This window comes from Nonomuraea rubra, from assembly GCF_014207985.1.
Lineage (GTDB): Bacteria > Actinomycetota > Actinomycetes > Streptosporangiales > Streptosporangiaceae > Nonomuraea > Nonomuraea rubra.
The window spans coordinates 3,526,129-3,547,765 of record NZ_JACHMI010000001.1 but is presented as its reverse complement, the minus strand read 5'-3'; the positions used below and the strand labels follow the sequence as shown (position 1 = coordinate 3,547,765).

Here is a 21,637-nt window from a genome sequence, read left to right as displayed (position 1 = left end):
CGTGACGTTCCTGGGGAGATGTTCATGCAGCTCTGGCTCGCCGTCGTCCTGGCCGCCGGCGTTCTCACCGCACCCGCCGACGTCCCGCCGGTCACCGCGCCCGACGTGGGCAGGCAGGCCGAGTTCGCCGCCGCCGCGCGCGAGTACGGGGTGCCGGAGAGCGTGCTGCTCGCGGTGGGGTACCTGGAGTCCCGGTGGGACACGAACGGCGGGCGGCCCAGCACGGCGGGCGGTTACGGCCCGATGCACCTGGTGGACGCCTTTCCCGATGACGTACGCGCCCACGGAGAGGCGATCATCGGCGACGCCCTCGGCGACCCCCGCGGGGACGAGTCCCGGCCCATGTCCGCCACGGTCACCCAGGCCCTGTCCCGCTCGGCGCTGCGCGAGTCGGCGGCGGCGCCGCCCCGCACGACCCTGCCCGAGGCCGGGCGGCTGATCGGCGTGGAGCCCGCGCGGCTGCGGACGGACCCGGCGGCGAACATCCGCGCCGGCGCCGCCCTCCTGGCCTCCTACCAGCAGCGGCCCAGCGCCGAGCCCGCCGACTGGCACGGGGCCGTCGCCCGGTACGCGGGGACGGACGACCCGGTGGCGTCCCGGGCGTTCGCGGACGAGGTGTTCTCGGTGATGCGGGAGGGGGCGGAGCGCCGTACGGACGACGGCCACCTGGTGCGGCTCGCTCCCGTCTCGGACCTGCCCCCGGCGGGCGGGGACCCGGCGCCGCCGGCCGGCACGCAGCCCGGCGCCACCGCCCCACCGGCGGCCGACGCCCGGCCCAAGACCACCGCTCCACCGGCGGACGACGCACAGCCCGGCACCACCACTCCACCGGCGAGCCCGCAGCCCAGCCCGTCCGCCTCACCCGCAGACCCGCAGGACGAGCAGGCCGAGCAGGCCGAGGCCGGTCTCGACGGGTGGCCCGACGGGGAGGCGGGGCTGCTGGCCGGAGCCGACGCCGACGCCCTGTGGGAGACCACGCCCAAGGGCCAGTCGTCACAGGCGGAGTGCCCGTCCTCCCTCACCTGCGAATGGATGCCCGCCGCCTACAAACGCTTCGGCAAGAAGAAGAACCGCGACTACGGCAACCACGACCACCTGGCCCGCAAGCGCTCGGTCGACTACATCGTCATCCACGACACGGAGGGCACCTACCAGGGCATCCCCAGCCTGGTCCGCAACCCGAAGTACGTGAGCTGGCACTACACGATCCGCTCCAGGGACGGACATGTCGCCCAGCACGTGCCGACGAACGACATCGCCTGGCACGCGGGCAACTGGGACGTCAACACCCGCTCGATCGGCATCGAGCACGAGGGCTACCTGGCCAAGGGCGGCGCCTGGTACACGGAGGCGATGTACCGCTCGTCGGCCAGGCTGGTCAAGTACCTGGCCGCCAAGCATGACATCCCGCTCAACCGGGCCCACATCCTCGGCCACGACAACGTCCCCGGCACGACCCCGCAGACGGTCGCCGGCATGCACGAGGACCCGGGCCCGTACTGGGACTGGGAGCACTACTTCGAGCTCATGGACAAGCCGTTCAAGGCCGCCAAGGACGGCGATTCGGTCATCATCCGCCCGTCGTACGCGTCCCACCGGCCGCGCTTCACCGGCTGCGTGGCCGCCAAGCCCGCGCAGGCGTGCCCCGCGCACGGCGCGTCCACCGTCTGGCTGCACAAGTCGCCGAGCCACACCGCTCCCCTGGTGACCGACCTGGGCAAGCACCCGGGCAAGCCGAGCACGTACAGCGTGTACGACCACAGCGCCCGCGCCTCCACCGGCCAGCGGTACGCCGTCGCGGCCCGGCAGGGGGACTGGACGGCGATCTGGTACCTGGGGCAGAAGGCGTGGTTCCACAACCCGGCCTCGAACCCGACCGCCATCCCGGCCAAGGGGCCGATGGTGACGCCGCTGTCGGGCGAGGTGAAGGTGTACGGGCGGGCGTACCCGGAGAAGTCCGCCTACGAGTCCGCCGCGTACCAGCCGCTGACGCCGCTCAAGTACAAGATCGCGCCGGGGCAGACGTACACGGTGGGTGACACCGTCACCGGCTCGTACTACGCCGCCAACGCGTACTCGCCGTCCAAGCACGTGACCACCACCGGCAAGACCCGTTACCACCAGATCCAGCTCGGGCACCGGGTGATGTTCGTGATGGCCAAGGACGTGCGTTTGATCGATTGATTTTCGCTCCACGGGCCGCGCAGTGCGCACGGGCACTCTCCGGAGACGATATGGTTTTCCCGTGGCCCGGCACAGGTAGCCGGAGATACACGCGGAAGTGGCTCAGTGGTAGAGCATCACCTTGCCAAGGTGAGGGTCGCGGGTTCGAATCCCGTCTTCCGCTCGGAGCTGGACTCCTGGTGGAGTGGCCGAGAGGCGAGGCAGCGGCCTGCAAAGCCGTCTACACGGGTTCAAATCCCGTCTCCACCTCGGTGATCTGCGGACCCTCCGGGATCCGCTAAAGTAAGTGCGGCACCATGCGGAAGTGGCTCAGTGGTAGAGCATCACCTTGCCAAGGTGAGGGTCGCGGGTTCGAATCCCGTCTTCCGCTCTGAGTTTCCAACTCAATAAAGGACGATTAGCTCAGCGGGAGAGCGCTTCCCTGACACGGAAGAGGTCACTGGTTCAATCCCAGTATCGTCCACACTTCTCTCATGAGAGTTCGGCCCCAGCTCGTGGCTTTCCCGCCCGGGTCTGGGGCTGCTGCTTTCTGCGGCGGGTGAGGAAGCGCCGCAGGCCGTACGAGACGCCGGGCCGGCGCGGACGCCGGAGTCAGCCGCCGACCGGCTCACCCCTGCCGGGGAGGAACACACCCGGCTTGGGGGGAGCACCCGGCACCTCGGCGCCACCCCGTGCTTCCAGCAGCCGGACCAGCCGCGCCCGGCACTGCGGCCACTCCTCGGCGATGACCGAGAACATCGCGGAGTCGCGCAGCAGGCCGTCCTCCCCGGGCGCCCACGACGGCGACCAACTGCGCAGCACGCCCTCGAACCGGGCGCCCACCTTCTCCAGGGCGGCCCGCGAGCGCTCGTTGCGGGCGTCGGTCTTGAGATCGACCCTGGCCACGCCCCAGCTCTCGAAGGCGTGGCCGAACAGCAGCAGCTTCGACTCCGTGTTCACCCCGGTGCCCCGCGCGGATCCGCCCAGCCAGGTGAACCCGATCTCGACCGCGCACAGCCGGTCGCCTCCCGGCCACAGCCGCGGGTCCCAGTAGGCGGTGACCCCGACCGCGCGGCCCGACGCCCTGTCCACCTGCGCGTACGGCGCGAGCCGCCCCGCCGCCTGGCGCTCGAGCTGCGCGTCGATGTAGCCGCCGACCTCGCCGGCCCTCGGCACCCAGGTGAACGTGAACGCGCTGCGGTCCTCCTCGGCCGCCACGGCCAGGTCGCCGGCGTGGTGCTGACCGAGAGGTTCGAGGCGGACGAGCGTGCCTTCGAGCACGGGACCCTTGAGCGTGAAAGTCATCGATGCACCCCCCAGAGTGATCATCCTTGCCGGGCCCGGAGCCGGGCGTCAACGGGTTACGCTGGTGGCGGTGTAATTCCAGGTGCGGCGGTGACAGCCCGCCGGTTCCGCCCCGCGGGCGGAACGACCCGGTGCGATTCCGGGGCCACGCGGTGAGACCCCGCCATCTCTCGGGCCCCGTCCCCGCGGGCCCCTGACGTCACGTGGCCGAGTGCTCGTTTCGGGAAAGGGATGGCCGATGTTCAGCGGGTCTGTTCAGGAGATCGGGCGGATCGAGTCCGCCGAGGGCGAGCGGCTCGTGCTCCGCGCGCGCAAGAGCGTGGCGGCGCTCCGCGCGGGCGGGTCGCTGGCCGTGGCGGGAGTACGCGTCACCGTCGAGGAGCTCGGCGACGGCGCGGTGGTGGCGACGGTGACCGGAGAGACGCGGCGGCGGACGACGTTCGACGAGCTGACCGCCGGGCGGGAGGTCAACGTCGAGGTGCCGCTGGCCGTGGGCGACCGGCTCGACGGGCACCTGGTGCAGGGGTACGTCGACGCGGTCGGCAAGGTCGTCGGCGTGGAGGAGCAGGGCGCGGGGCTGCGGGTGTGGATCAGGCCGCCCGCCCGGTTCGTCCCTCGGGTGGCCGCCAAGGGGTCGATCGCCGTCGACGGGGTGAGCCTGACGGTGGCGGAGGTCGTACGCGACCGGTTCTCCGTGGTGCTGATCCCGGCCACGATGGCGGGCACGACGCTGGGGTCGGTGGCGGTCGGCCAGCGGGTCAACCTGGAGTCCGACCTGGTCGGGCGGCTGGCGGCGGCGCGGCCCGCGGCGGCGGCCGACGTGGCGCGGGCGGTGTCGGCGCTGGGCTGGGCGGGGCACATCTCGGGGCGTACCGGGGTGGACAAGGCCGTCGCCCAGATCGCCGCGGGCGGGGCGGTGCTGGTGTGGGATCCGGACCGGGAGACGGAAGGCGACGTGATCTTCGGCGGGGCGGCGCTGCGGCCCTCGGCGTTCACGTTCATGCTGACGCAGTGCTGCGGGCACCCCACCGTGCCGTGCGCGGCCGAGGTGCTGGAACGGCTGGAGATCGGGCCGATGCCGGGTGAGGGCGACCGGCACGGCACCCGCCCGCACGTGCCCGTGGACCTGGCGGAGGGCACCGGCACCGGGGTGTCGGCCGCCGAGCGGGCCGCCACCGTGCGGCGGCTGGCCCACCCCGAGGCCCGGCCGGGCGACTTCCTGCGACCCGGTCACGTGTTCCCGCTGCGGGCCAGGCCGGGGCTGCTGGGCGAGCGGGCCGGGCACACCGAGGCGACCGTGGCGCTGTGCCTGGCGGCCGGGCTGCCTGCCGTGGGCGTCTGCTGCGAGATCATGCGGCCCGACGGCACGATGGCCGGGGCCGCCGATCTGGAGGCGTCCGCGTTGCGGTGGGGCCTGCCGCTGATCGACGTCCGCGACCTGCGTACGTGGTTGTGACCCCCTCTTGGAAGGCGGGCCTCTGTGAGCGGTGACCCCTACCTGCGGCTCGGTGTCGGCTATGCCGGTCAGCGGGTGCCCGACCCGCGGGTCGCGGCGATGATCGACGCGGCGCTCGGGGCGGCCGGGAGCGTGGTGAACGTGGGAGCGGGGACGGGCTCGTACGAGCCCGCCGGCCGCGACGTGCTGGCCGTCGAGCCGTCGGCCGTGATGATCGCCCAGCGCCGCGCGGGGTCGGCGCCGGTGGTGCGGGCGCGGGCCGAACGGCTGCCGCTCGCCGACGGCTCGTTCGACGCGGCGCTGGCCGTGCTCACCGTGCATCACTGGAGCGATGCCGCCGCCGGGCTCGCCGAGCTGCGCCGGGTCTCGGCGCGGCAGGTGGTGCTGACCTGGGATCCGGCGGTGACCGGGCGGTTCTGGCTGGTACGCGACTACGTGCCTGAGCTGTCCCGGCTGGAGGCGGGGCTGGCGACGGTGGCGACGGTCGTGGCCGAGCTCGGGCGGGGTGGCGGGCGGACGACCGTGACGCCCGTTCCGGTGCCGGCCGACTGCACGGACGGGTTCATGGGGGCGTACTGGCGGCGGCCTGAACGCTACCTCGACCCGAGGGTGCGGGCGTCCATCTCGGCGTTCGCCACGGTCGGCGAGGACGTCGCGGGCGAGGCGATGCAGCGGCTCGGCGCCGACCTGGAGTCGGGGCGGTGGGTGGAGCGGCACGGCGAGCTGCTCGGGCTCGCCGCGCTCGACCTCGGGTACCGGCTGGTGGTCTGCGAAAGGCCGGTGATCTGAGAAAGGCCTGCGGGTCCCCGGCGGGCGGTGGGTCCCCGGTAGGCCGGTGGGCCGCGACGGTCGACGACCGGGGCGGCTCGTGGGGTGCTGATCAGGGCCAGGTCCTGGCCTCGGCCTCGAACACGGCGGGATCGCTCTCGACGGGCAGCACGCACATCAGGTGACCACCCGGGGCACGCAGGATGCGGCACTCCTGCCACCGCGACACCTCGACGGCCCCGAGGCCGATCAGCCGCCGGGTCTCCGCCTCGACGTCGTCGCTCTCGATGTCGATGTGGAAGCGGGACTCGCCGTCCTCGATCGCCTGCACGGCCACGGCCAGGCCGGGAACGGCCCCGTGCAGGGAGATGAACTGCTCTTCCGAGGGCAGCGGACGGGCCGTCGCTCCGAGCGCGGCGGCCCAGAAGGCCGTCGCCGCCTCGGCCTCGGGCGCCGGGGTGTCGATCAGGAGGGCGAAGAGCCGGCTGCGATGCATGGTGATCACCCTAGCGAGGCCGTCAACGGGCGTGGCGCCTCCAGCGCAGCGGGAGGTATGTCGCCTTGTGCGAAGTTTTGAGGACAGAGTGTGTATAGAGCGATCGAGGGCGGGTAGCGCCGATGCATTGGCTCCTCGGAGGAGGAAACCGTGGATATCAACATCGGCCAGGGCATCTCTGACGCCTGGCGGCAAATAGCGACGTTCGTGCCGAAACTGGTCGCGTTCCTGGTGATTCTGATCATCGGGTGGATCGTGGCCAAGGCGCTGGAGAAGATCGTCGACAAGGTGCTCGAACGGGTCGGCTTCGACCGCGCGGTGGAGCGCAGCGGCGTGCGCCGCTGGCTGGAGCGGAGCAAGTACGACGCCAGCAGCCTGCTCGCGAAGATCGTTTTCTATGCGATCCTGCTGGTCACCCTGCAGATAGCCTTCAACGTCTTCGGCCCCAACCCGGTCTCGGCGCTGCTGGCGAGCGTGGTCGGCTGGCTGCCCATGGCCCTCGTGGCCATCGTGATCATCGTGGTGGCCGGGGCCGTGGCCAAGGCCGTCAAGGACATCGTGAGCGGCATGCTCGGCGGCCTGTCGTACGGCCGCTGGGTGGCGACCGCGGCGGCGGTGTTCATCTGGGCGCTGGGCATCATCGCCGCGCTCAACCAGATCGGGGTGGCCACGACCGTGACGACGCCGGTGCTGATCACGGTGCTCGCCACGATCGGGGCGATCGCGGCGATCGGCATCGGGGGCGGGCTCATCCGGCCCATGCAGCAGCGGTGGGAGCGCTGGCTGGGGCGGATCGAGCAGGAGGCTCCGCAGGCCAGGGCGCACGCCGAGGCGTACCAGCGGGGGCGTGAGGACGCCCGGGCCATGACGGAGGAGACGGCGCCGATCCGGACGTCGCCCGGCGGAGCACACCGCTCCGACATGCCTCCCGGCTGAGGCTCCGAGTGCCCTGGGCGAACCGCCCGGGGCACTCTCACGCCTGGCGGAGTAGCCGATCCCGAGCAGCAGGTCTCAGGCTGGGTGACCGTCCTCCAGCAGGTCTCAGGCGGAGTGGCCGTCTCTCAGCAGGTCTCAGGCTGGGTGGCCGTCTTCCAGCAGGTCGAGCTCGCGGGTCAGCCAGCACACCGCCGTCAGCCGCAGCGACGGCGCGTCCGGCTCGCCGGTGAAGGCCCAGTCGCGGTGCCGCAGCTCGTCGAGGAAGCCCAGCAGGTAGTCGCCGAGCGTCTCCCGGTCGAGCGGGATGGCGTCACGCAGCACCGCCGCGTGCTGGTCGACCGCGGCCAGCAGCCCCGGATCACCGTCCATCCTGGCGAGCTGGGCGTCGCCCAGGGCGTGCATGAGCCAGCGCAGGGGCGAAGCCGCCCATCCCTCCTCGAAGACCACGCGCCAAGGGTAAGGCATCTTTCGAGGTCAGCGGTCGAACGGCAGGCCCACGTAGTTCTCCGCCAGCGTCGTGGCCGCCGCCTCCGACGAGGTCACGTAGTCGAGGTAGGACAGCTGCAGCTTCCGCGCGTACGGATCGTCGTCCTCGAACGTGTGCAGCAGCGTCGTCATCCACCACGAGAAGTGCTGCGCCCGCCACACCCGCTTCAGGCACGCCTCCGAGTACCCGTCCAGCAGCTCGGCCGAACCGCTCCCGAAGTACGCCACCAGCGCCTCCGTCAGCACCCGCACGTCGGCCACGGCCAGGTTGAGCCCCTTGGCCCCGGTGGGCGGGACGATGTGGGCGGCGTCCCCCGCCAGGTAGAGCCGCCCGTACTGCATGGGCTCGGCCACGAACCCGCGCATCGGCGTGATGCCCCGCTCCATGATCTCACCGGTGGCCAGCGTGAAACCGGGCACGGTCTCCAGCCGGGTCCGCAGCTCCGCCCAGATCCGCTCGTCCGGCCAGTCCTCCAGCCGGGCGTCGGCGGGGACCTGGAGGTAGAAGCGGCTGACGGTGGGCGAGCGCATGCTGTGCAGGGCGAAGCCGCGTTCCGTCCTGGTGTAGATCAGCTCCTCCGACGAGGGCGCCACGCGCGCCAGGATGCCGAGCCAGGCGAAGGGATAATCCCGCTCGAAGACGCTCAGCACGCCCTCGGGGATGGCCGGCCGGGACACCCCGTGGAAGCCGTCGCAGCCCGCGATGACGTCGCAGTCGAGCCGTTCGCCGCCGAACGTGAGGTACGGCTGCGACTCCAGCGAGTGCAGCTCCACGTCCTCGACCTCGAACCGTACGTCCCCGCCCGCGGCCAGCCTGGCCGCGATCAGGTCCTTGACCACTTCCTGCTGCCCGTACACGGTGATGGACCGGCCCGGCACGAGCTTCTCGAACGGGATGCGGTGCCCCGCGCCGCCGTACCTGAGCTCGATGCCGTGGTGGGGCAGCCCCTCGCGCAGCATCCGCTCGCCGACGCCGGCCTCCACCAGCGTGTCCACCGTGCCCTGCTCCAGCACGCCGGCGCGTACGCGGCGCTCGACGTAGTCGCGGCTGCGCTTCTCCAGCACCACGGAGGAGATGCCGCGCAGGTGGAGCAGGTGTGACAGAAGCAGACCAGCGGGGCCCGCCCCGATGATCCCGACCTGAGTTCGCATGAAGGAAGCATCCAGCCTCGGGGGCGGTTCAGCCGAGGGCCGCCTTCCGCTGAGTGGAAGATTGGTGCAGGATTGCGGCATGTCAGGGGGAGCGCGCGAGCCGGGGCGGTCGGTGACGTCCAAGGTGCTGGCCATCCTCGGGGCGTTCGACGCGGCGCGCCCGCAGCTCACGCTGACCGAGCTGGCCGCGCGCAGCGGGGTGCCGCTGAGCACGGCGCACCGGCTGGTCGGCGAGCTGGAGGAGTGGCAGGCGCTCAGCCGCTCGCCTGACGGGCGGCTGCGGGTCGGGCCCCGGCTGTGGGAGCTGGGGCAGCTCGCGCCGAACCGGCTGCGGGAGCTGGCGCATCCGTGGTTGCAGGAGCTGTTCGGCTCCACGGGCGAGAACGTGCACCTGGCCGTCAGGGACGGCCTCGAGGTCCTGTACGTGGACAAGGTGTACGGCAGGCGGGCCGTGCCCATCGTGTCCAGGATCGGCGGCCGGCTGCCGATGCACCCCACAGGGGTCGGCAAGGCGCTGCTGGCGTACGAGCCGGACTGGTTCGTCCAGTCCTACCTGGCACGCAAGCTCGAACGCCCCACCCCGCACACGATCACCGAGCCGGGGCGGCTGGCCAGGGAGCTGGCGGCGGTGCGGGCGCAGGGGTACGCGCTCACCTACGAGGAGATGACGCCCGGCTCCTGCTCGGCGGCCGCTCCGGTCCTGGTGGACGGGCGGCCGGTGGCGGCGCTCGGCATCGTGCTCTCCTCGCGCCGCGCCCGCGAGCTGCCCCGCCTCGTGGAGCCGCTGCGCGCCGCCGCCACCGGCATCGCGGCCGCGTACGGCAGCTGAGCGCTCAGCCACCGCGTGCGGCGGTCAGCCGCTCAGCCGCCGCGTCCGGCGGTCGATCGCTCAGGCCCCGCGTGCGGCGGTCAGCCGCTCGGCCACACCGTGTACGGCGGTCAGTCGCTCAGCTTCTGGATGCGGTCCTTGAAGAGCGTGGTCGCGATGGCGGCCTTGTGCGGCTGGCCCTTGAGGAAGGCCTGGGCGAAGCTCTTGGCCTGGTCGTAGGAGACCTTGCCGGGCATGGGCGGCTCGTTCGGGTTGACGTCCACGTCCACCAGCGCGGGCCCGTCGTGGGAGAGCGCCTGCCCGATCGCGTGCGCCACGTCCTCCGACTTGGTCACCTTGGCCCCGAACCCGCCGCACGACCGTGCCCAGGCCGAGAAGTCGGCCTCGGGCTGGGCGTACCGGACGCCGTGCTCCGGGTAGCCGAGCACCATCTGCTCCCACAGGATCTGCCCGAGCGAGTTGTTGTTGTTGATGACCACCTTGATCGGCAGCCGGTGCTGCACCGCGGTGAGGAACTCGGCCATCAGCATCGAGAAGCCGCCGTCCCCGACGTAGGCGATGACCTGGCGGCCGGGGAAGGCGTGCTGCATGGCGATGGCGTACGGCAGGCCGGGGGCCATCGTGGCCAGCGTGCCCGACAGGTAGAACTCGCGCCCGCCGCGGATCGTCCAGTGGCGGGCCGCCCAGGTGGCGATGGTGCCGCTGTCGCACGTCATGATGGCGTCCTCGGCGGCGAGCTCGTCGATGATGGACATGACGTACTGCGGGGCGATGGGGTGGCGGTCGGGGTTCTCCAGGGCCTCCATGTCGGAGCGCCACTTGGCCATCATCTTCTGGTACTTCGCCAGATGGCCGTTGCCGTCCCGGCGGGCCAGCAGCGGCAGCAGCGCGCGCAGGCCCTCCTTGGCGTCGCACACCACCGGCACGTCCGTCGCGATCCGCGCCCCCGCCCGCGTCGGGTCCGCCTCGAACTGCACCACCCGCGTGTCGCGCACCTCCGGCAGGAACTTGGAGTAGGGGAAGTTCGTGCCCACCATGAAGAGCACGTCCGCCTCGTCCATCAGCTCCTCGCTCGGCCGGGTGCCGAGCAGGCCGAGCCCGCCCGTCGTGTACGGCGAGTCGTCCGGGACGACCGCCTTGCCCGGCAGCGTCTTGACCACCGGCGCCCCGAGCGCCTCGGCCACGGCCAGCACCTCTTCCCTGGCGTGCAGCGCGCCCTGCCCGACGAGCATGGCGGGCCGCTCGGCCCGGTTGAGCACCTCGGCCGCCCACTCCACGTCCTCCTGCCTGGGGAGGCCGGGCGACTGCAGGTAGACGGGCGCCGTCTGGGGCGCCCGCACCGGGGCGACGCTCTTGTACGGGTCCGCCCCCGCCTCGGCCACCTGGATGTCGTTGGGCAGGGTGAGGTGGGAGACCCCGCGCCGCGCGTAGGCCGTACGGACGGCCAGGTCCACCAGCGAGGGGAGCTGGGCCGGGTTGGTGACCATCATGTTGTACTCGGCCACGTCGGCGAAGAGCTTGTCCAGGTGGACCTCCTGCTGGTAGCCGGTGCCCAGCACGGACGTCTCCTGCATGCCGGTGATGGCCAGCACGGGCACGTGGTCGAGCTTGGCGTCGTACAGGCCGTTCAGCAGGTGGATGCCGCCGGGGCCGGAGGTGGCCAGGCACACGCCGATGCGGCCGGTGGCCTTGGCGTAGCCGGTGGCCATGAACGCGGCCGCCTCCTCATGGTGGACCAGGACGAAGCGCACCCGGTCGCGGTGGCGCCGCAGCCCTTCCATGATGCCGTTGATGCCGTCGCCCGGCAGGCCGAAGACGGTGTCGACGCCCCATGCCACGAGCCGTTCGATCAGAGATTCGGATGCGATTCGAGCCATGTGTGCGGCCCTACCCCGCTCTGCCGCGCGCAGACGCGGAACCGGAATTCATTGACATTTCTCGAATTTGGCGGGTAGGGGACCCGCATGCGCATTCTGGTCACAGGAGCCACCGGCACGCTGGGCGGGGCACTGGTGCCCGCGCTGCTCAAGGCGGGTCACGAGGTGCGGGCGCTGAGCCGTACCAAGCGGGACGACCGCGGCAACGTGGAGTGGGTGTGGGGCGACCTCATCTCCGGCAACGGCGTCAGGGAGGCCGTGGACGGCGTGGAGGCGATCGCCCACCTGGCCACCAGCGGCCGCAGGGGGCGCGGCGCGGTGGACGTGCCCGGCACCAGGACGCTGATGATCCTCGCGCATGCGGCCGGGGTGCCGCACGTGCTGTTCACCTCGATGGTCGGCGCCGACCGCGCCGCCTACGGCCACCTGTGGCACAAGCTGGAGGCCGAGCTGCTGGTCCAGGAGAGCGGGCTGGGCTGGACGATCCTCCGCGCCACCCCGTTCCACCAGTGGCTGCACCGCCGGCTGCGCGACTACGCGTCGCTGCCCGTGCTGCCCGTGGACCGGTCGCTGCCCTGGCAGCCGGTGCACACGGGCGAGGTGGCCACGCGCGCCGCCGCCCTGCTCAGCGCGGGGCCCGCGCACCGGGAGATCGAGTACGGCGGCCCCCAGGTCCTGAACACCGAGGAACTGGTCAGGACCTGGCTGCGCGCCTCGGGGCTGCGCCGGGCCTGCCTGCCCGTACGCTATCCGGGCCGCCTGTACGCGGCGCAGCGCGCGGGCGACCTCACCACCGACGCGGCACCCAAGGGCGAGATCACCTGGCACGACTACCTCATGCCGCCGCCCCCGGTCCTGTCGGACGACTTCGCCTCCGAGCACACCGCCTCCCCCACCAGCCCGGCCACCCAGCCGGAGCAGGACCCTGACCTGCACGTATACGGGGGCGATGAGGGGTACGAACGCCCGACACGAAGCTAGCCGGACGTCCAGTTTTATTACACTTCGCCGCCTTGTTGCTTTCTGTCTGTTATTAGAAGATGTGTCCGGTGATGAGAGGTATTCCGCTGTCCGAGGACTTCGCCAACGGCGGGGTCTCCTACTGGTACCGGCAGATCGGCCTGCCCCGGCGGCGGCCGGCGCTGCCGGGGCCCCGCGAGTACGACGTCGCCATCGTCGGCGGCGGCTACACCGGGCTGTGGACCGCGTACTACCTCAAGCAGGCCGACCCCGGGCTGCGGATCGCCATCCTGGAGAAGGAGTTCGCCGGGTTCGGCGCGTCGGGGCGCAACGGCGGGTGGCTCTCCGCCGAGTTCGCCGGGTCGCGCAAGCGGCACGCCAAGGCACGCGGCCGGCAGGCCATGATCGACCTGCAGCGGGCCATGTTCCGGTCCGTGGACGAGGTCATCGAGGTGACCCGCGCCGAGGGCATCGACGCCGACGTGCACAAGGGCGGGCTCATCCACGTCGCCACCAACCCGGCCCAGCGCCGCCGCCTGCGCGCCGGGGTCGCCGACCTGCGGGCCTGGGGGTACGGCGAGGACGACGTACGGCTGCTCGGCCGCGACGAGCAGCGCGAGCGCGTGCAGGTGGCGGGGGCGCTGGAGGCGTCGTACTCGCCCCACTGCGCCCGCATCCAGCCCGCCAAGCTGGCCGTCGGGCTGGCCGCCGTGGTGGAACGGCTGGGCGTTGACCTCTTCGAGGACACCACGGTGACCGAGATCCGGCCCAGGGAGCAGGGCAGGGCGTCGGCGGTCACCACGCGCGGCGTCGTCTCGGCCGAGTACGTCATCCGCGCCACCGAGGGCTTCACCGCCGGCCTGGCCGGCCAGCACCGGCAGTGGCTGCCGATGAACAGCTCCATGATCATCACAGAGCCGCTGCCCGCCGACGTGTGGAAGCACATCGGCTGGCAGGGCAACGAGCTGCTGGAGGACGAGGCCCACGCCTACGTCTACGCCCAGCGCACGGCCGACGACCGGATCGCGATCGGCGGGCGCGGCGTGCCGTACCGCTTCGGCTCCCGCACCGACCGGCGCGGCGCCACCCAGGCACAGACGGTCGCGCTGCTGTGGCGCATGCTCGTCAAGCTCTTCCCCGCCGCCGCCGACGTCCGCGTCCAGCACGCGTGGTGCGGGGTGCTGGCGGTGCCGCGCGACTGGTGCTCGACCGTGCACCTCGACCACGCCAGCGGCCTCGGCTGGGCCGGCGGCTACGTCGGCAGCGGCGTCACCACCACCAACCTGGCCGGCCGCACCCTGCGCGACCTGGTGCTGCGGCGCGAGACGGAACTGACGGGGCTGCCGTGGGTGGGGCGGCAGGTCCGGCAGTGGGAGCCGGAGCCGCTGCGGTGGGCGGGGGTGCAGCTCATCTACGCGCTGTTCCGCGCCGCCGACCGCCACGAGAACGAACGCGGCGCCACGACGTCGGCGTACGCGCGCCTGGCGAACCTGATCTCGGGACGCTGACCTCAGGACGCCGAGCCCGCGCCTTGGATCCCGGGACGCCGAGCCCGCGCCTTGGACCTCAGGAGGCTGAGCCCGTGTCGCGCCCCCACGGGTCGTAGTCGACCTCCAGCGGCTCCTGCGGCGGCCGCTCGGCCTCCGGGACGTGCTGGAGGTTGACGCGGATGCGGTACCACACGCTGCTGCGCCCCCGCATGCCGTCCACCAGCACGTCGGCGGGCTCCAACCGGGCGGCGACCTCGGGGTGGCGGGCCTTCCACCGCTCGAACCCCGCCATCGCCTCGTCCTTGTGCTCCGCCCTGGCGATCTCGATCACCGGCATCGTCTGCTGCCTGCGCCCGCTGCCCTTCGGCGGTTTGGGGGCCGGGCCCAGCTCCTCGGCCAGCTCCAGCAGCCCGTCGAGGGAGCCGGGGTGCAGGTCCATGTCCTCCCACGGGTCGCCGCGCTCGGCCAGCCGCTGCGGCACGGTGTCGATGGTGAACGCCTCGGGCCGGCAGCCCGGCACCTCGTCCCAGGTCAGCGGGGTGGACACGCGGGCGTCCTGGACGGCGCGGACGGAGTAGGCGGAGGCGACCGTGCGGTCGTAGGCGTTCTGGTTGAAGTCGACGAACACGCCGTGCCGCTCCTCCTTCCACCACCGGCTGGTCGCCAGGTCGGGCGCGCACCGCTCCACCTCGCGCGCCACCGTCTCGGCCGCCTTGCGCACCTTCGCGAACGGCCAGCGCCGCTCGATCCGGGCGTAGACGTGGAACCCCCGCGAACCGGACGTCTTGGGCCAGGCCACGAGCCCGTGGTCCGCCAGCACCTCCCTGGCCACCTGCGCCGTGCGCAGCACGTCGGCCCACTCGACGCCCGGCACGGGATCGAGGTCGATGCGCAGCTCGTCGGGCCTGGACAGGTCGTCGGAGCGCACCGGGTGCGGGTTGAGGTCGACGCAGCCGAGGTTGACCACCCACAGGAGCTGCGCCAGGTCGGTGCAGACCACCTCCTCGGCGCTCAGCCCCGAGCGGTACTTCAGCTCGGCCACCTCGATCCAGTCGGGCCGCTTGGCCGGGGCCCGCTTCTGGAAGAACGCCTCCTGCTCGATGCCGTGCACGAACCGCTTGAGCACCATCGGCCGCCCGTGCACGCCGCGCAGCGCAGCCTCCCCCACGGCCTGGTAGAACCGGACCAGGTCGAGCTTGGTGCGGCCGGACTGCGGGAAGACCACCTTGTCGGGGCTGGTGATCCGGACCTCGCGCCCGGCGACCTCGATGTCAGGCATGAAGGTCACGATACGCGGGCCGACCGACAACCCCTGGGAACGCCGGTCACAGCTTCAGCGAGGGATCCGTGGAAGCGCCGCGGGAGCGCTGCGGGGGCGCAGCGGGGGCGCAGCGGGGGCGCAGCGGGGGCGCCGTTCAGCGGTCGTGGAAGGAGCCGTGGCGGCCGGCGCCCGCGGCGAAGCGGGCCGCGCCGTCCGACGCGTCCGGCAGCGACACCAGGCCGTGGCGCAGCTCGTTCCGCATCGCCTCGACCTCCTCCAGGCCGTCCTGCTCCAGCACCGACATCCGGTCGCCGCGCAGGCACTCCTGCGGGAACCGCGCCAGCTCCCCCGCCAGCGCCTCCGCGTGCCGCCTGGCGGTGCCTGCGGGCACGAGCCGGTTGGCCAGCCCCCACGCGTACGCCTCGGGCGCCCCGACGGGCCGGCCCGTGAGGATCATGTCCAGCGCCCGCGACGTGCCGATGAGCCGCGGCAGCCGTACGGTGCCGCCGTCGATGAGCGGCACGCCCCACCTCCGGCAGAACACCCCGAACACCGCGTCCTCCTCCATCACCCGCAGGTCGCACCAGAGTGCCAGCTCCAGCCCGCCGGCCACGGCGTGCCCGGAGACGGCGGCGATGACCGGCTTGCTCAGGCGCAGCCGCGTCGGCCCCATCGGCCCGTCGCCCTCCTCGCCGACGTGGTTGTCGAGCGACTTGAGGTCGGCGCCTGCGCAGAACGTGCCGCCCTCGCCCCACAACACCGCCACGGCGGCGTCGGAGCACTCGAAGTCACGGAACGCCTCGGTCAGCGCGTCGGCGGTCTTGCGGTCGACGGCGTTGCGCGCCTCGGGCCTGCTGATCACCACGGTGGTGACCGGGCCCTGGCGCTCCACGCGTACGGTCATGCGGCCCTCCTCGGGGGAACGTGCGGTGGCTCTCCTCGGGGAACGTGCAGAGCGTACGTCGATGCCGGGGAACGGGCCAGGCCGCCTGCGTCAGGAGACGGGCGCGTGCTGTTGGATGATCGTCATCGTCCGACACGACAAACGGGACAGGATGGCCGATGGACGCTCAGGATGACCACGTCTGGTTACGCCGCTACCGGCCGCGGGCGTCGGACCTCATCGGCGAACGGGTGCTGGTGACGCTGGCCGGGCCGGGGACGGACGACCCGGCCGGAGCGGTCCGCGACGTGCTGGGGGAGGAGGATCCGCTCGCCGCCCGGCTGCTCGGCGGGTTGGCGCCCCGGCTCGGGTGCCCGCAGGTGCGGCCGCTGCTGCTGCACTGGGCCACCGCCGTCGAGTCCAGGCCCGGCCTGCGATGGATGTGGGAGGCCAAGGAGCTGCTGACAGAGGAGGCCGTCGAGGTGATCCCCGACGTGTTGCGGGAGCTCGCCGCCCATCGCGAGACGGCGATCCGGCGTTCGCGCGCGTACGGCGAGACCGTCTTCCTGCGGAAGAGCACCGCCACGACGCTGCGCGGCGTGGTGTGGACCTGCGAGCTGATCGACGAGCCGTGGGTGGTTCCGCTGCTCGGCGACGTGGCCGTGACGACGGGCACGGGCGTCGGCGGCTCGGGCGCGCACGCGCGCAGCGAGCTGCTGGCCAACGCCGCGATCGGCGTGCTGGCCAGGCACGGCGGCCTGGACGTGGTCGCGCAGCTCGCCCGCGTGCAGGCCAAGGCGCGCAAGAAGACAATCCTCACGGCGGTGAACCGCACGCTGGCCGAGGTCGGCGAGCGGGCGGGGCTCTCCCCCGAGCAGCTGCTGGAGCGCAGCGTGCCCACGTTCGGGCTCGGCCCCGACGGCACCCGTACCGAGCAGGGGCTGTGCCTGTCGGTGAACGGGCGGATCACCTTCGAGGGCCGCAGGACGATCCCGAAGAGCGTCGACCGGGAGCTGCTCGCCGGGTTCAGGGCCACCGCCAAGCAGCTGAGGAAGGTCCTGGCCGCCGAACGGTTCCGGGTCGAGCGGGCGCTGGCCACCGAGCGGGGCTGGCAGTGGCGGGACGTGTGCGCGTACTACCTGGACCACCCGGTCACCGGCGCGTCCGCCCGCAACCTGATCTGGAAGGTCCTTGACGGCCCCGCCGGGCTGCCGGTGCGGATGGACGGGGAGTGGGAGCTGGCCGATCCGGCGGGCCGGCGCGTCCGGCCCTCCCCCGGCACGCCCGTCGTGCTCTGGCACCCCATCGCGCACAGCGCGGAGGAGGTGCGCGCCTGGCGTGACCACCTCGTCGCGAACGACCTGCGCCAGCCGTTCAAGCAGGCCTTCCGCGAGGTCTACCTGCTCACCCCGGCCGAGGAGCGGACGCGCGACCACTCCCGCCGCTTCGCCCGCCACCTGCTGCGCTACGGCCAGGCCAAGGCGCTGCTGTCCGAGCGCGGCTGGACCGGCCTGTCGCTGGGCCACTGGGGCTGGCTGTACGGCTCCGGCGTGAGCGAGGCCACCAAGGAGCTGCCCGGCGGCCTGACCGCGCACTGGGACTTCCACCTCGACGAGGACTCCATCGACCGCGACGGCGGCGGCACCGTCTCGATCTGCGTCAGCGGCGATCTGCACTTCACGGCGGAGGGCCGCCGCGTCCCCCTGGCCGAGGTGCCTCCGCTGACGCTGTCGGAGGCGCTGCGCGACGCCGACCTGGCCGTCGGCGTCACCTCCACCGGGCTGGACCCGGAGGGGCACGGCGAGTACTGGGAGTCGTACGGGTTCGGCGAGCTCAGCGAGACGGCCGAGATGCGCCGCGACGTGCTGGCCCGGCTGCTGCCCCGCCTGGCCATCGCCGGCCGGTGCACGCTGTCCGGCCGGTTCCTGCGCGTCGAGGGCGATCTGCGCGCGTACAGGATCCACCTGGGCTCAGGCAACATCCTCATGGAGCCCAACGACGCCTACCTGTGCATCGTCCCCGGTGGTGGCGGCGACCAGGTGTTCCTGCCGTTCGAGGAGGACGGCGGCATGCTGTCGGTCATCCTGTCGAAGGCGTTCCTGCTGGCCGCCGACACCGCGATCACGGACCCGTCGATCACCCGCCAGCTTCGCTGAACGCCCCCGCGAGCAGCTCGTCGAAGGGGTCGTCGGCGGGGCGGTCGAGGCCGCGCAGCGGGCCCTGGTCCACCAGGTGCGCCTCGGCGTACAGGCGGGCCACGAGCGCCTTGCGGCCGTCGTCGAGCCCCCACGTGGCCTGGTCCTCCAGCAGGGCGGCGGCGTAGACGTCGGCCATGAACTGCGCGAGCGGGTAGAGGCGCGCCTCGGCCGTCGCGTGTTCCAGCGCGGACCAGGCCTCGATGGCCTTGGTGAGGTCGTCGATGCGGGTCCGTACCAGGTCGGAGGTGGCCAGGGCGCGCAGGTGGTCGAGGAAGGGCAGGTGGGCGCGTTCCTTGAGCATGGCGCGGCGCACGTCGAGGCAGAGGATGTTGTCGCCGCCCTCCCAGATCGGGTTGACCTGCGCGTCGCGCAGCAGCCGCGCCACCGGCCACTGCTCGATGTAGCCGTTGCCGCCGTGCACCTCGATGGCGTCGGTGGCGGCGGTCACGCCGAGCCGGGCGGCGCGCAGTTTGATCAGGGCGGGCGCCAGGCGCAGCCGGGGGCCGACGTGCCCGTCGAACACCATCGCCTGCGCGGCCTCGACCTCGACGATCAGCTCGCTCAGCTTGCGCCGCATGAGCGGCTGCTCGGCGAGGGGCCGGCCGAACGCCTCGCGGGCGCGGGCGTAGCAGAGCGCCTCGACCAGCGCCCGCCTGGCGACGCCGACGCCCATCATGGCCACGCCGAGCCTGGAGGCGTTGGTGAGCTTCATCATCGTGCCGAGCCCCGAGCCGGAGCCCTCGCCGGCCAGCAGGAACGCCTCCGCGCCGGCGAGCTCGACCTCGGCCGAGGCGACGGACCTGGTGCCGAGCTTGTCCTTGAGCCTGCGGATGCGCACCCCGTTGCGGCTGCCGTCGCGCCGCTCCCACAACACCAGGAACGGTGCCACGGCCCCTCCGGGCAGCCTGGCCAGCACGACGAACGCCGAGCCGTTGGCGTTGGAGGCGAACCACTTGAACCCGGTCAGCAGCCATGCGTCACCGGCGGGCACCGCCTCGGTCTCCAGGGCCGCCAGGTCGGAGCCGCCGGTCCGCTCGGTGAACAGTTGCGCGGCCTCGCCGGAGTAGAAGCCGTTGGCGAAGATCTCCCGCACCCGGTCGCGTACGTCCGGAGGCGCGTGCTTCTCGGCGAGCGAGACCACCATGTCCCCGCCCGTGCCGAGCGCGCAGCCCATCCCGATGTCGGCCTGGTCGAGCAGGTACGTCCAGGCGGCACCCAGCGCGGACGGATCGGCCCCGTTCGCGCGGGCCTGCCCGGCGAAGGACGGGGAGGTGAAGTTGTCGGCCATCAGCGCCTGCCTGGCGGTGTGGAACGACGGCGGCATGACGACTTGGCTGACGTCCCTGCCCCACTTGTCGTACTTCTCCAGCCGCGGCGGGTTGCGGTCGGTCTCCTCGGCGCATGCGGCGACGAGGCCGCCCATCAGCTCGCCCAGCCGGTCGAGGCGCGGCTCCGCCCAGGCGTAGCCGTCACCCAGGTGCCGCCGCATGAGCAGGCGGAGCGTGGGATCGCAGCGCCACCAGTTGCGCCCGGCGGCGCCCTGGTACGACTCGGTGGCGTAGCGGTCGCTGCGGTCGAACGGTTCGATGAGATACCGGCCCATACTCGCGAGTGTTACATATACTCGACACGCGATGGAAGAGCGTAATGGCCTGAGCGCGCGTTCGGCGGTGCTGAGCGCGCTGCTGGGCAGCCACCCGCCCCGGCTGCCCGCCCGCCACCTGGTGCGCATCGGCGCGCTGTTCGGCATCGCGGAGGGCACGGTCAGGGTGGCGCTGTCGCGCATGGTCGCGGCCGGCGACCTGCTGCAGGCCGGCGGGCAGTACACGCTGTCGCAGCGGCTCGTCGAGCGCCAGGCCAGGCAGGACGAGAGCCGCGACCCGCACACGAGGCCGTGGGACGGCACGTGGGAGGTGGCCGTGGTGACCGCCGAGCGGCGCGCGCCCGCCGACCGGGCCGCGCTCCGGCACACGATGACCGCGCTGCGCCTGGCCGAGCTGCGCGAGGGCACCTGGCTGCGCCCGGCGAACCTGGTCCGCGGCGCCTGGCCGGAGATCGTCACCGCGCAGTGCACGCTGATCGACGGCCGCCCGCACCGCGACCCCACTCCCCTGCTGTGGGACCTGGACGGCTGGGCGGCCGAGGCGCGGCGCCTCGAACGGTCTCTCGACGGCGCGCAGGGCCTGGCCGAGGGCTTCCTCGTCTCCGCGGCCGTGCTGCGGCACCTGCTGGCCGACCCGCTGCTGCCCGCCGAGCTGCTGCCGGACGGCTGGCCGGGCGCCGCGCTACGGTCCCGCTACGACGCCTTCGACCGCCGCTACCGGGAGGTGCTGCAGGAGCATCTCAGAGGCTGACGCCGAAGACCGTCCGCTTGCCCCTGAACTCGCTGACGCTCCAGAGCTTGCCGTCCTGCACCGTCAGGTCCTCCGGCCCGATCGGGAACGGCCTGGTCTCCAGCTCCCCGCCCTCGTACACCAGCAGCTTGCCGTTGGCGGTGGAGCCGGCCGACTGGCTCAGGTACCACTTGCCGCGGTACGTCATCGCGCCCTGGATCTTGGGGTGCCCCATGACGAACGCGTCCACCGGCTCCCCGCCCTCCAGGTCGAGGGTCCAGCGCCCCACCCAGCCGTCGGGCGTCCTCTCCTGGTACTGCCCGGTGATGAGCATGGGCGTGCCGGCGCTGCGGTCGATCGACACGAACGAGAACAGCGGCCCCGGCCGCGCCACCTTCCAGAAGTCGGTCTGCGGGACGACGTACCGGTAGCCGAAGGCGTGCAGCCTGCCGCCGTGCCGGCCGATCCGCTTGCCGTCGCCCAGGTCGTTCTGGACGGTGCGCAGGTCGAGCACGTTGTTCAGGTCGAAGACGCGCAGGCCGCGCTTGGTGTCGGCGACGTAGAGCAGGTCGCCGAAGCAGGCGATGCCGCCGGCGTGGATGTCGATCGGCCCGTACGATCCGTCCGGCTTGGCCTGCACCAGCAGCGCGTGCTGGTACTTCAGCGACTTGGGGCTCAGGAACGACACCCTGATGCCCCGCTCGCCCGCCTCCGGCTTGAAGTACCAGCTCACCATGAACGCGGGGATCCCGATGTTGCCGGAGTCCTCGCTGCCGGTCAGGCCCTGCGGGTACCAGTCGGCGGTGTCCTGGTCCTTGTCGTCGAAGGCGTACCACTCGGCGGGCCTGGGCCGCATCGTGCCCATGGCGGCCGCGGCGCCCTTCCGCTCGCCGGTCCTGTTGGCCTGCGCCAGCACCGCTTCGACGGAGGTGCTGCCGATCTCGCCCGCCAGCTTGGCCGCCCCCTCGGCCAGGTCTCCCGTCTCCCGAACGAGGGCAAATGCCGCCTTGTCGGTGGGAACCATCCCCGTACCCGCCATATCTG

The 21,637-nt window shown here is 72.6% G+C and carries 18 protein-coding genes and 4 tRNA genes; 13 read left to right on the top strand and 9 right to left on the bottom strand.

All coding sequences use genetic code 11. From position 1 onward, the window contains the following. Positions 1 to 24 precede the first annotated feature (24 nt). From HD593_RS16145 to HD593_RS16125, 5 genes are all read left to right on the top strand, one after another. Positions 25 to 2,184, top strand: a complete 2,160-nt coding sequence (locus HD593_RS16145) for an N-acetylmuramoyl-L-alanine amidase (RefSeq protein ID WP_246546563.1) — start codon at positions 25 to 27, stop codon at positions 2,182 to 2,184. Between the two features lie 91 nt (positions 2,185 to 2,275). Further along, positions 2,276 to 2,347: transfer RNA gene (locus tag HD593_RS16140), tRNA-Gly, on the top strand. Between the two features lie 15 nt (positions 2,348 to 2,362). Beyond that, a tRNA-Cys gene (locus tag HD593_RS16135) sits at positions 2,363 to 2,433 on the top strand. Positions 2,434 to 2,482: 49 nt separating this feature from the next. After that, positions 2,483 to 2,554, top strand: a tRNA-Gly gene (locus HD593_RS16130). A gap of 21 nt (positions 2,555 to 2,575) precedes the next feature. Next, positions 2,576 to 2,647, top strand: a tRNA-Val gene (locus tag HD593_RS16125). 128 nt (positions 2,648 to 2,775) lie between these two features. On the opposite strand, the gene HD593_RS16120 is transcribed toward HD593_RS16125, so the two are convergent. Beyond that, positions 2,776 to 3,468, bottom strand: a complete 693-nt coding sequence (locus HD593_RS16120) for a GNAT family N-acetyltransferase (RefSeq protein ID WP_185102938.1) — start codon at positions 3,466 to 3,468, stop codon at positions 2,776 to 2,778. A gap of 238 nt (positions 3,469 to 3,706) precedes the next feature. On the opposite strand from HD593_RS16120, the gene HD593_RS16115 reads away from it, so the two are divergent. After that, positions 3,707 to 4,924, top strand: coding sequence for a riboflavin synthase (locus HD593_RS16115; RefSeq protein ID WP_185102937.1), 1,218 nt, complete (start codon positions 3,707 to 3,709; stop codon positions 4,922 to 4,924). Between the two features lie 24 nt (positions 4,925 to 4,948). Next, positions 4,949 to 5,713 carry a class I SAM-dependent methyltransferase gene (locus HD593_RS16110; protein WP_221524785.1) on the top strand — a complete coding sequence of 255 codons (765 nt, stop codon included), beginning with the start codon at positions 4,949 to 4,951 and terminating at the stop codon, positions 5,711 to 5,713. A gap of 91 nt (positions 5,714 to 5,804) precedes the next feature. Here HD593_RS16110 and HD593_RS16105 read toward each other — a convergent pair whose 3' ends face one another. Next, positions 5,805 to 6,188 carry a VOC family protein gene (locus tag HD593_RS16105; protein ID WP_185102936.1) on the bottom strand — a complete coding sequence of 128 codons (384 nt, stop codon included), beginning with the start codon at positions 6,186 to 6,188 and terminating at the stop codon, positions 5,805 to 5,807. A gap of 150 nt (positions 6,189 to 6,338) precedes the next feature. Here HD593_RS16105 and HD593_RS16100 point away from each other — a divergent pair, with 150 nt between their 5' ends. Next, positions 6,339 to 7,124: a mechanosensitive ion channel family protein gene (locus HD593_RS16100; RefSeq protein WP_312903495.1), complete on the top strand. Its 786-nt coding sequence runs from the start codon at positions 6,339 to 6,341 to the stop codon at positions 7,122 to 7,124. 135 nt (positions 7,125 to 7,259) lie between these two features. Here the strand turns inward: HD593_RS16100 and HD593_RS16095 are convergent, their stop codons facing one another. Next, positions 7,260 to 7,571, bottom strand: a complete 312-nt coding sequence (locus HD593_RS16095) for a DUF6401 family natural product biosynthesis protein (RefSeq protein WP_185102935.1) — start codon at positions 7,569 to 7,571, stop codon at positions 7,260 to 7,262. A gap of 27 nt (positions 7,572 to 7,598) precedes the next feature. Next, positions 7,599 to 8,762 (bottom strand): 4-hydroxybenzoate 3-monooxygenase, encoded by a 1,164-nt coding sequence (pobA, locus tag HD593_RS16090; protein ID WP_185102934.1) that lies wholly within the window; start codon positions 8,760 to 8,762, stop codon positions 7,599 to 7,601. A gap of 79 nt (positions 8,763 to 8,841) precedes the next feature. Between pobA and HD593_RS16085 the strand changes: the two genes are divergently transcribed. Continuing rightward, positions 8,842 to 9,591, top strand: a complete 750-nt coding sequence (locus HD593_RS16085) for an IclR family transcriptional regulator (protein ID WP_185102933.1) — start codon at positions 8,842 to 8,844, stop codon at positions 9,589 to 9,591. 110 nt (positions 9,592 to 9,701) lie between these two features. On the opposite strand, the gene HD593_RS16080 is transcribed toward HD593_RS16085, so the two are convergent. Then, entirely contained in the window at positions 9,702 to 11,468 is a 1,767-nt protein-coding gene (locus HD593_RS16080) for a thiamine pyrophosphate-dependent enzyme (protein ID WP_185102932.1), read from the bottom strand. A gap of 87 nt (positions 11,469 to 11,555) precedes the next feature. On the opposite strand from HD593_RS16080, the gene HD593_RS16075 reads away from it, so the two are divergent. Continuing rightward, positions 11,556 to 12,449, top strand: coding sequence for an SDR family oxidoreductase (locus tag HD593_RS16075; RefSeq protein WP_185102931.1), 894 nt, complete (start codon positions 11,556 to 11,558; stop codon positions 12,447 to 12,449). Between the two features lie 71 nt (positions 12,450 to 12,520). After that, positions 12,521 to 13,936 carry an NAD(P)/FAD-dependent oxidoreductase gene (locus HD593_RS16070; RefSeq protein ID WP_185102930.1) on the top strand — a complete coding sequence of 472 codons (1,416 nt, stop codon included), beginning with the start codon at positions 12,521 to 12,523 and terminating at the stop codon, positions 13,934 to 13,936. Between the two features lie 58 nt (positions 13,937 to 13,994). Here the strand turns inward: HD593_RS16070 and ligD are convergent, their stop codons facing one another. Together ligD and HD593_RS16060 are read right to left on the bottom strand one after the other, a co-directional pair. Continuing rightward, entirely contained in the window at positions 13,995 to 15,197 is a 1,203-nt protein-coding gene (ligD, locus tag HD593_RS16065; RefSeq protein WP_185102929.1) for a non-homologous end-joining DNA ligase, read from the bottom strand. Between the two features lie 136 nt (positions 15,198 to 15,333). Then, positions 15,334 to 16,083 carry a crotonase/enoyl-CoA hydratase family protein gene (locus HD593_RS16060; RefSeq protein WP_185102928.1) on the bottom strand — a complete coding sequence of 250 codons (750 nt, stop codon included), beginning with the start codon at positions 16,081 to 16,083 and terminating at the stop codon, positions 15,334 to 15,336. Positions 16,084 to 16,241: 158 nt separating this feature from the next. Between HD593_RS16060 and HD593_RS16055 the strand changes: the two genes are divergently transcribed. Beyond that, positions 16,242 to 18,218 carry a DUF4132 domain-containing protein gene (locus tag HD593_RS16055; protein ID WP_185102927.1) on the top strand — a complete coding sequence of 659 codons (1,977 nt, stop codon included), beginning with the start codon at positions 16,242 to 16,244 and terminating at the stop codon, positions 18,216 to 18,218. On the opposite strand, the gene HD593_RS16050 is transcribed toward HD593_RS16055, so the two are convergent. Beyond that, positions 18,199 to 19,863 carry an acyl-CoA dehydrogenase family protein gene (locus HD593_RS16050; RefSeq protein WP_185102926.1) on the bottom strand — a complete coding sequence of 555 codons (1,665 nt, stop codon included), beginning with the start codon at positions 19,861 to 19,863 and terminating at the stop codon, positions 18,199 to 18,201. The genes HD593_RS16055 and HD593_RS16050 overlap by 20 nt on opposite strands. Positions 19,864 to 19,894: 31 nt before the next feature. Between HD593_RS16050 and HD593_RS16045 the strand changes: the two genes are divergently transcribed. Next, positions 19,895 to 20,614 (top strand): PaaX family transcriptional regulator C-terminal domain-containing protein, encoded by a 720-nt coding sequence (locus HD593_RS16045; RefSeq protein ID WP_185102925.1) that lies wholly within the window; start codon positions 19,895 to 19,897, stop codon positions 20,612 to 20,614. On the opposite strand, the gene HD593_RS16040 is transcribed toward HD593_RS16045, so the two are convergent. Beyond that, positions 20,604 to 21,617 (bottom strand): hypothetical protein, encoded by a 1,014-nt coding sequence (locus HD593_RS16040; protein WP_185102924.1) that lies wholly within the window; start codon positions 21,615 to 21,617, stop codon positions 20,604 to 20,606. The genes HD593_RS16045 and HD593_RS16040 overlap by 11 nt on opposite strands. Positions 21,618 to 21,637: the final 20 nt, after the last annotated feature.

Coding starts and splice junctions, on each gene's coding strand:
- HD593_RS16060 (WP_185102928.1), bottom strand. CDS start 16,083: ATGACCGTACGCGTGGAGCGCCAGGGCCCGGTCACCACCGTGGTGATC.
- HD593_RS16120 (WP_185102938.1), bottom strand. CDS start 3,468: ATGACTTTCACGCTCAAGGGTCCCGTGCTCGAAGGCACGCTCGTCCGC.
- HD593_RS16070 (WP_185102930.1), top strand. CDS start 12,521: ATGAGAGGTATTCCGCTGTCCGAGGACTTCGCCAACGGCGGGGTCTCC.
- HD593_RS16055 (WP_185102927.1), top strand. CDS start 16,242: ATGGACGCTCAGGATGACCACGTCTGGTTACGCCGCTACCGGCCGCGG.
- HD593_RS16115 (WP_185102937.1), top strand. CDS start 3,707: ATGTTCAGCGGGTCTGTTCAGGAGATCGGGCGGATCGAGTCCGCCGAG.
- HD593_RS16075 (WP_185102931.1), top strand. CDS start 11,556: ATGCGCATTCTGGTCACAGGAGCCACCGGCACGCTGGGCGGGGCACTG.
- pobA (WP_185102934.1), bottom strand. CDS start 8,762: ATGCGAACTCAGGTCGGGATCATCGGGGCGGGCCCCGCTGGTCTGCTT.
- HD593_RS16045 (WP_185102925.1), top strand. CDS start 19,895: ATGGAAGAGCGTAATGGCCTGAGCGCGCGTTCGGCGGTGCTGAGCGCG.
- HD593_RS16085 (WP_185102933.1), top strand. CDS start 8,842: ATGTCAGGGGGAGCGCGCGAGCCGGGGCGGTCGGTGACGTCCAAGGTG.
- HD593_RS16080 (WP_185102932.1), bottom strand. CDS start 11,468: ATGGCTCGAATCGCATCCGAATCTCTGATCGAACGGCTCGTGGCATGG.
- HD593_RS16145 (WP_246546563.1), top strand. CDS start 25: ATGCAGCTCTGGCTCGCCGTCGTCCTGGCCGCCGGCGTTCTCACCGCA.
- HD593_RS16040 (WP_185102924.1), bottom strand. CDS start 21,617: ATGGTTCCCACCGACAAGGCGGCATTTGCCCTCGTTCGGGAGACGGGA.
- ligD (WP_185102929.1), bottom strand. CDS start 15,197: ATGCCTGACATCGAGGTCGCCGGGCGCGAGGTCCGGATCACCAGCCCC.
- HD593_RS16050 (WP_185102926.1), bottom strand. CDS start 19,863: ATGGGCCGGTATCTCATCGAACCGTTCGACCGCAGCGACCGCTACGCC.
- HD593_RS16105 (WP_185102936.1), bottom strand. CDS start 6,188: ATGCATCGCAGCCGGCTCTTCGCCCTCCTGATCGACACCCCGGCGCCC.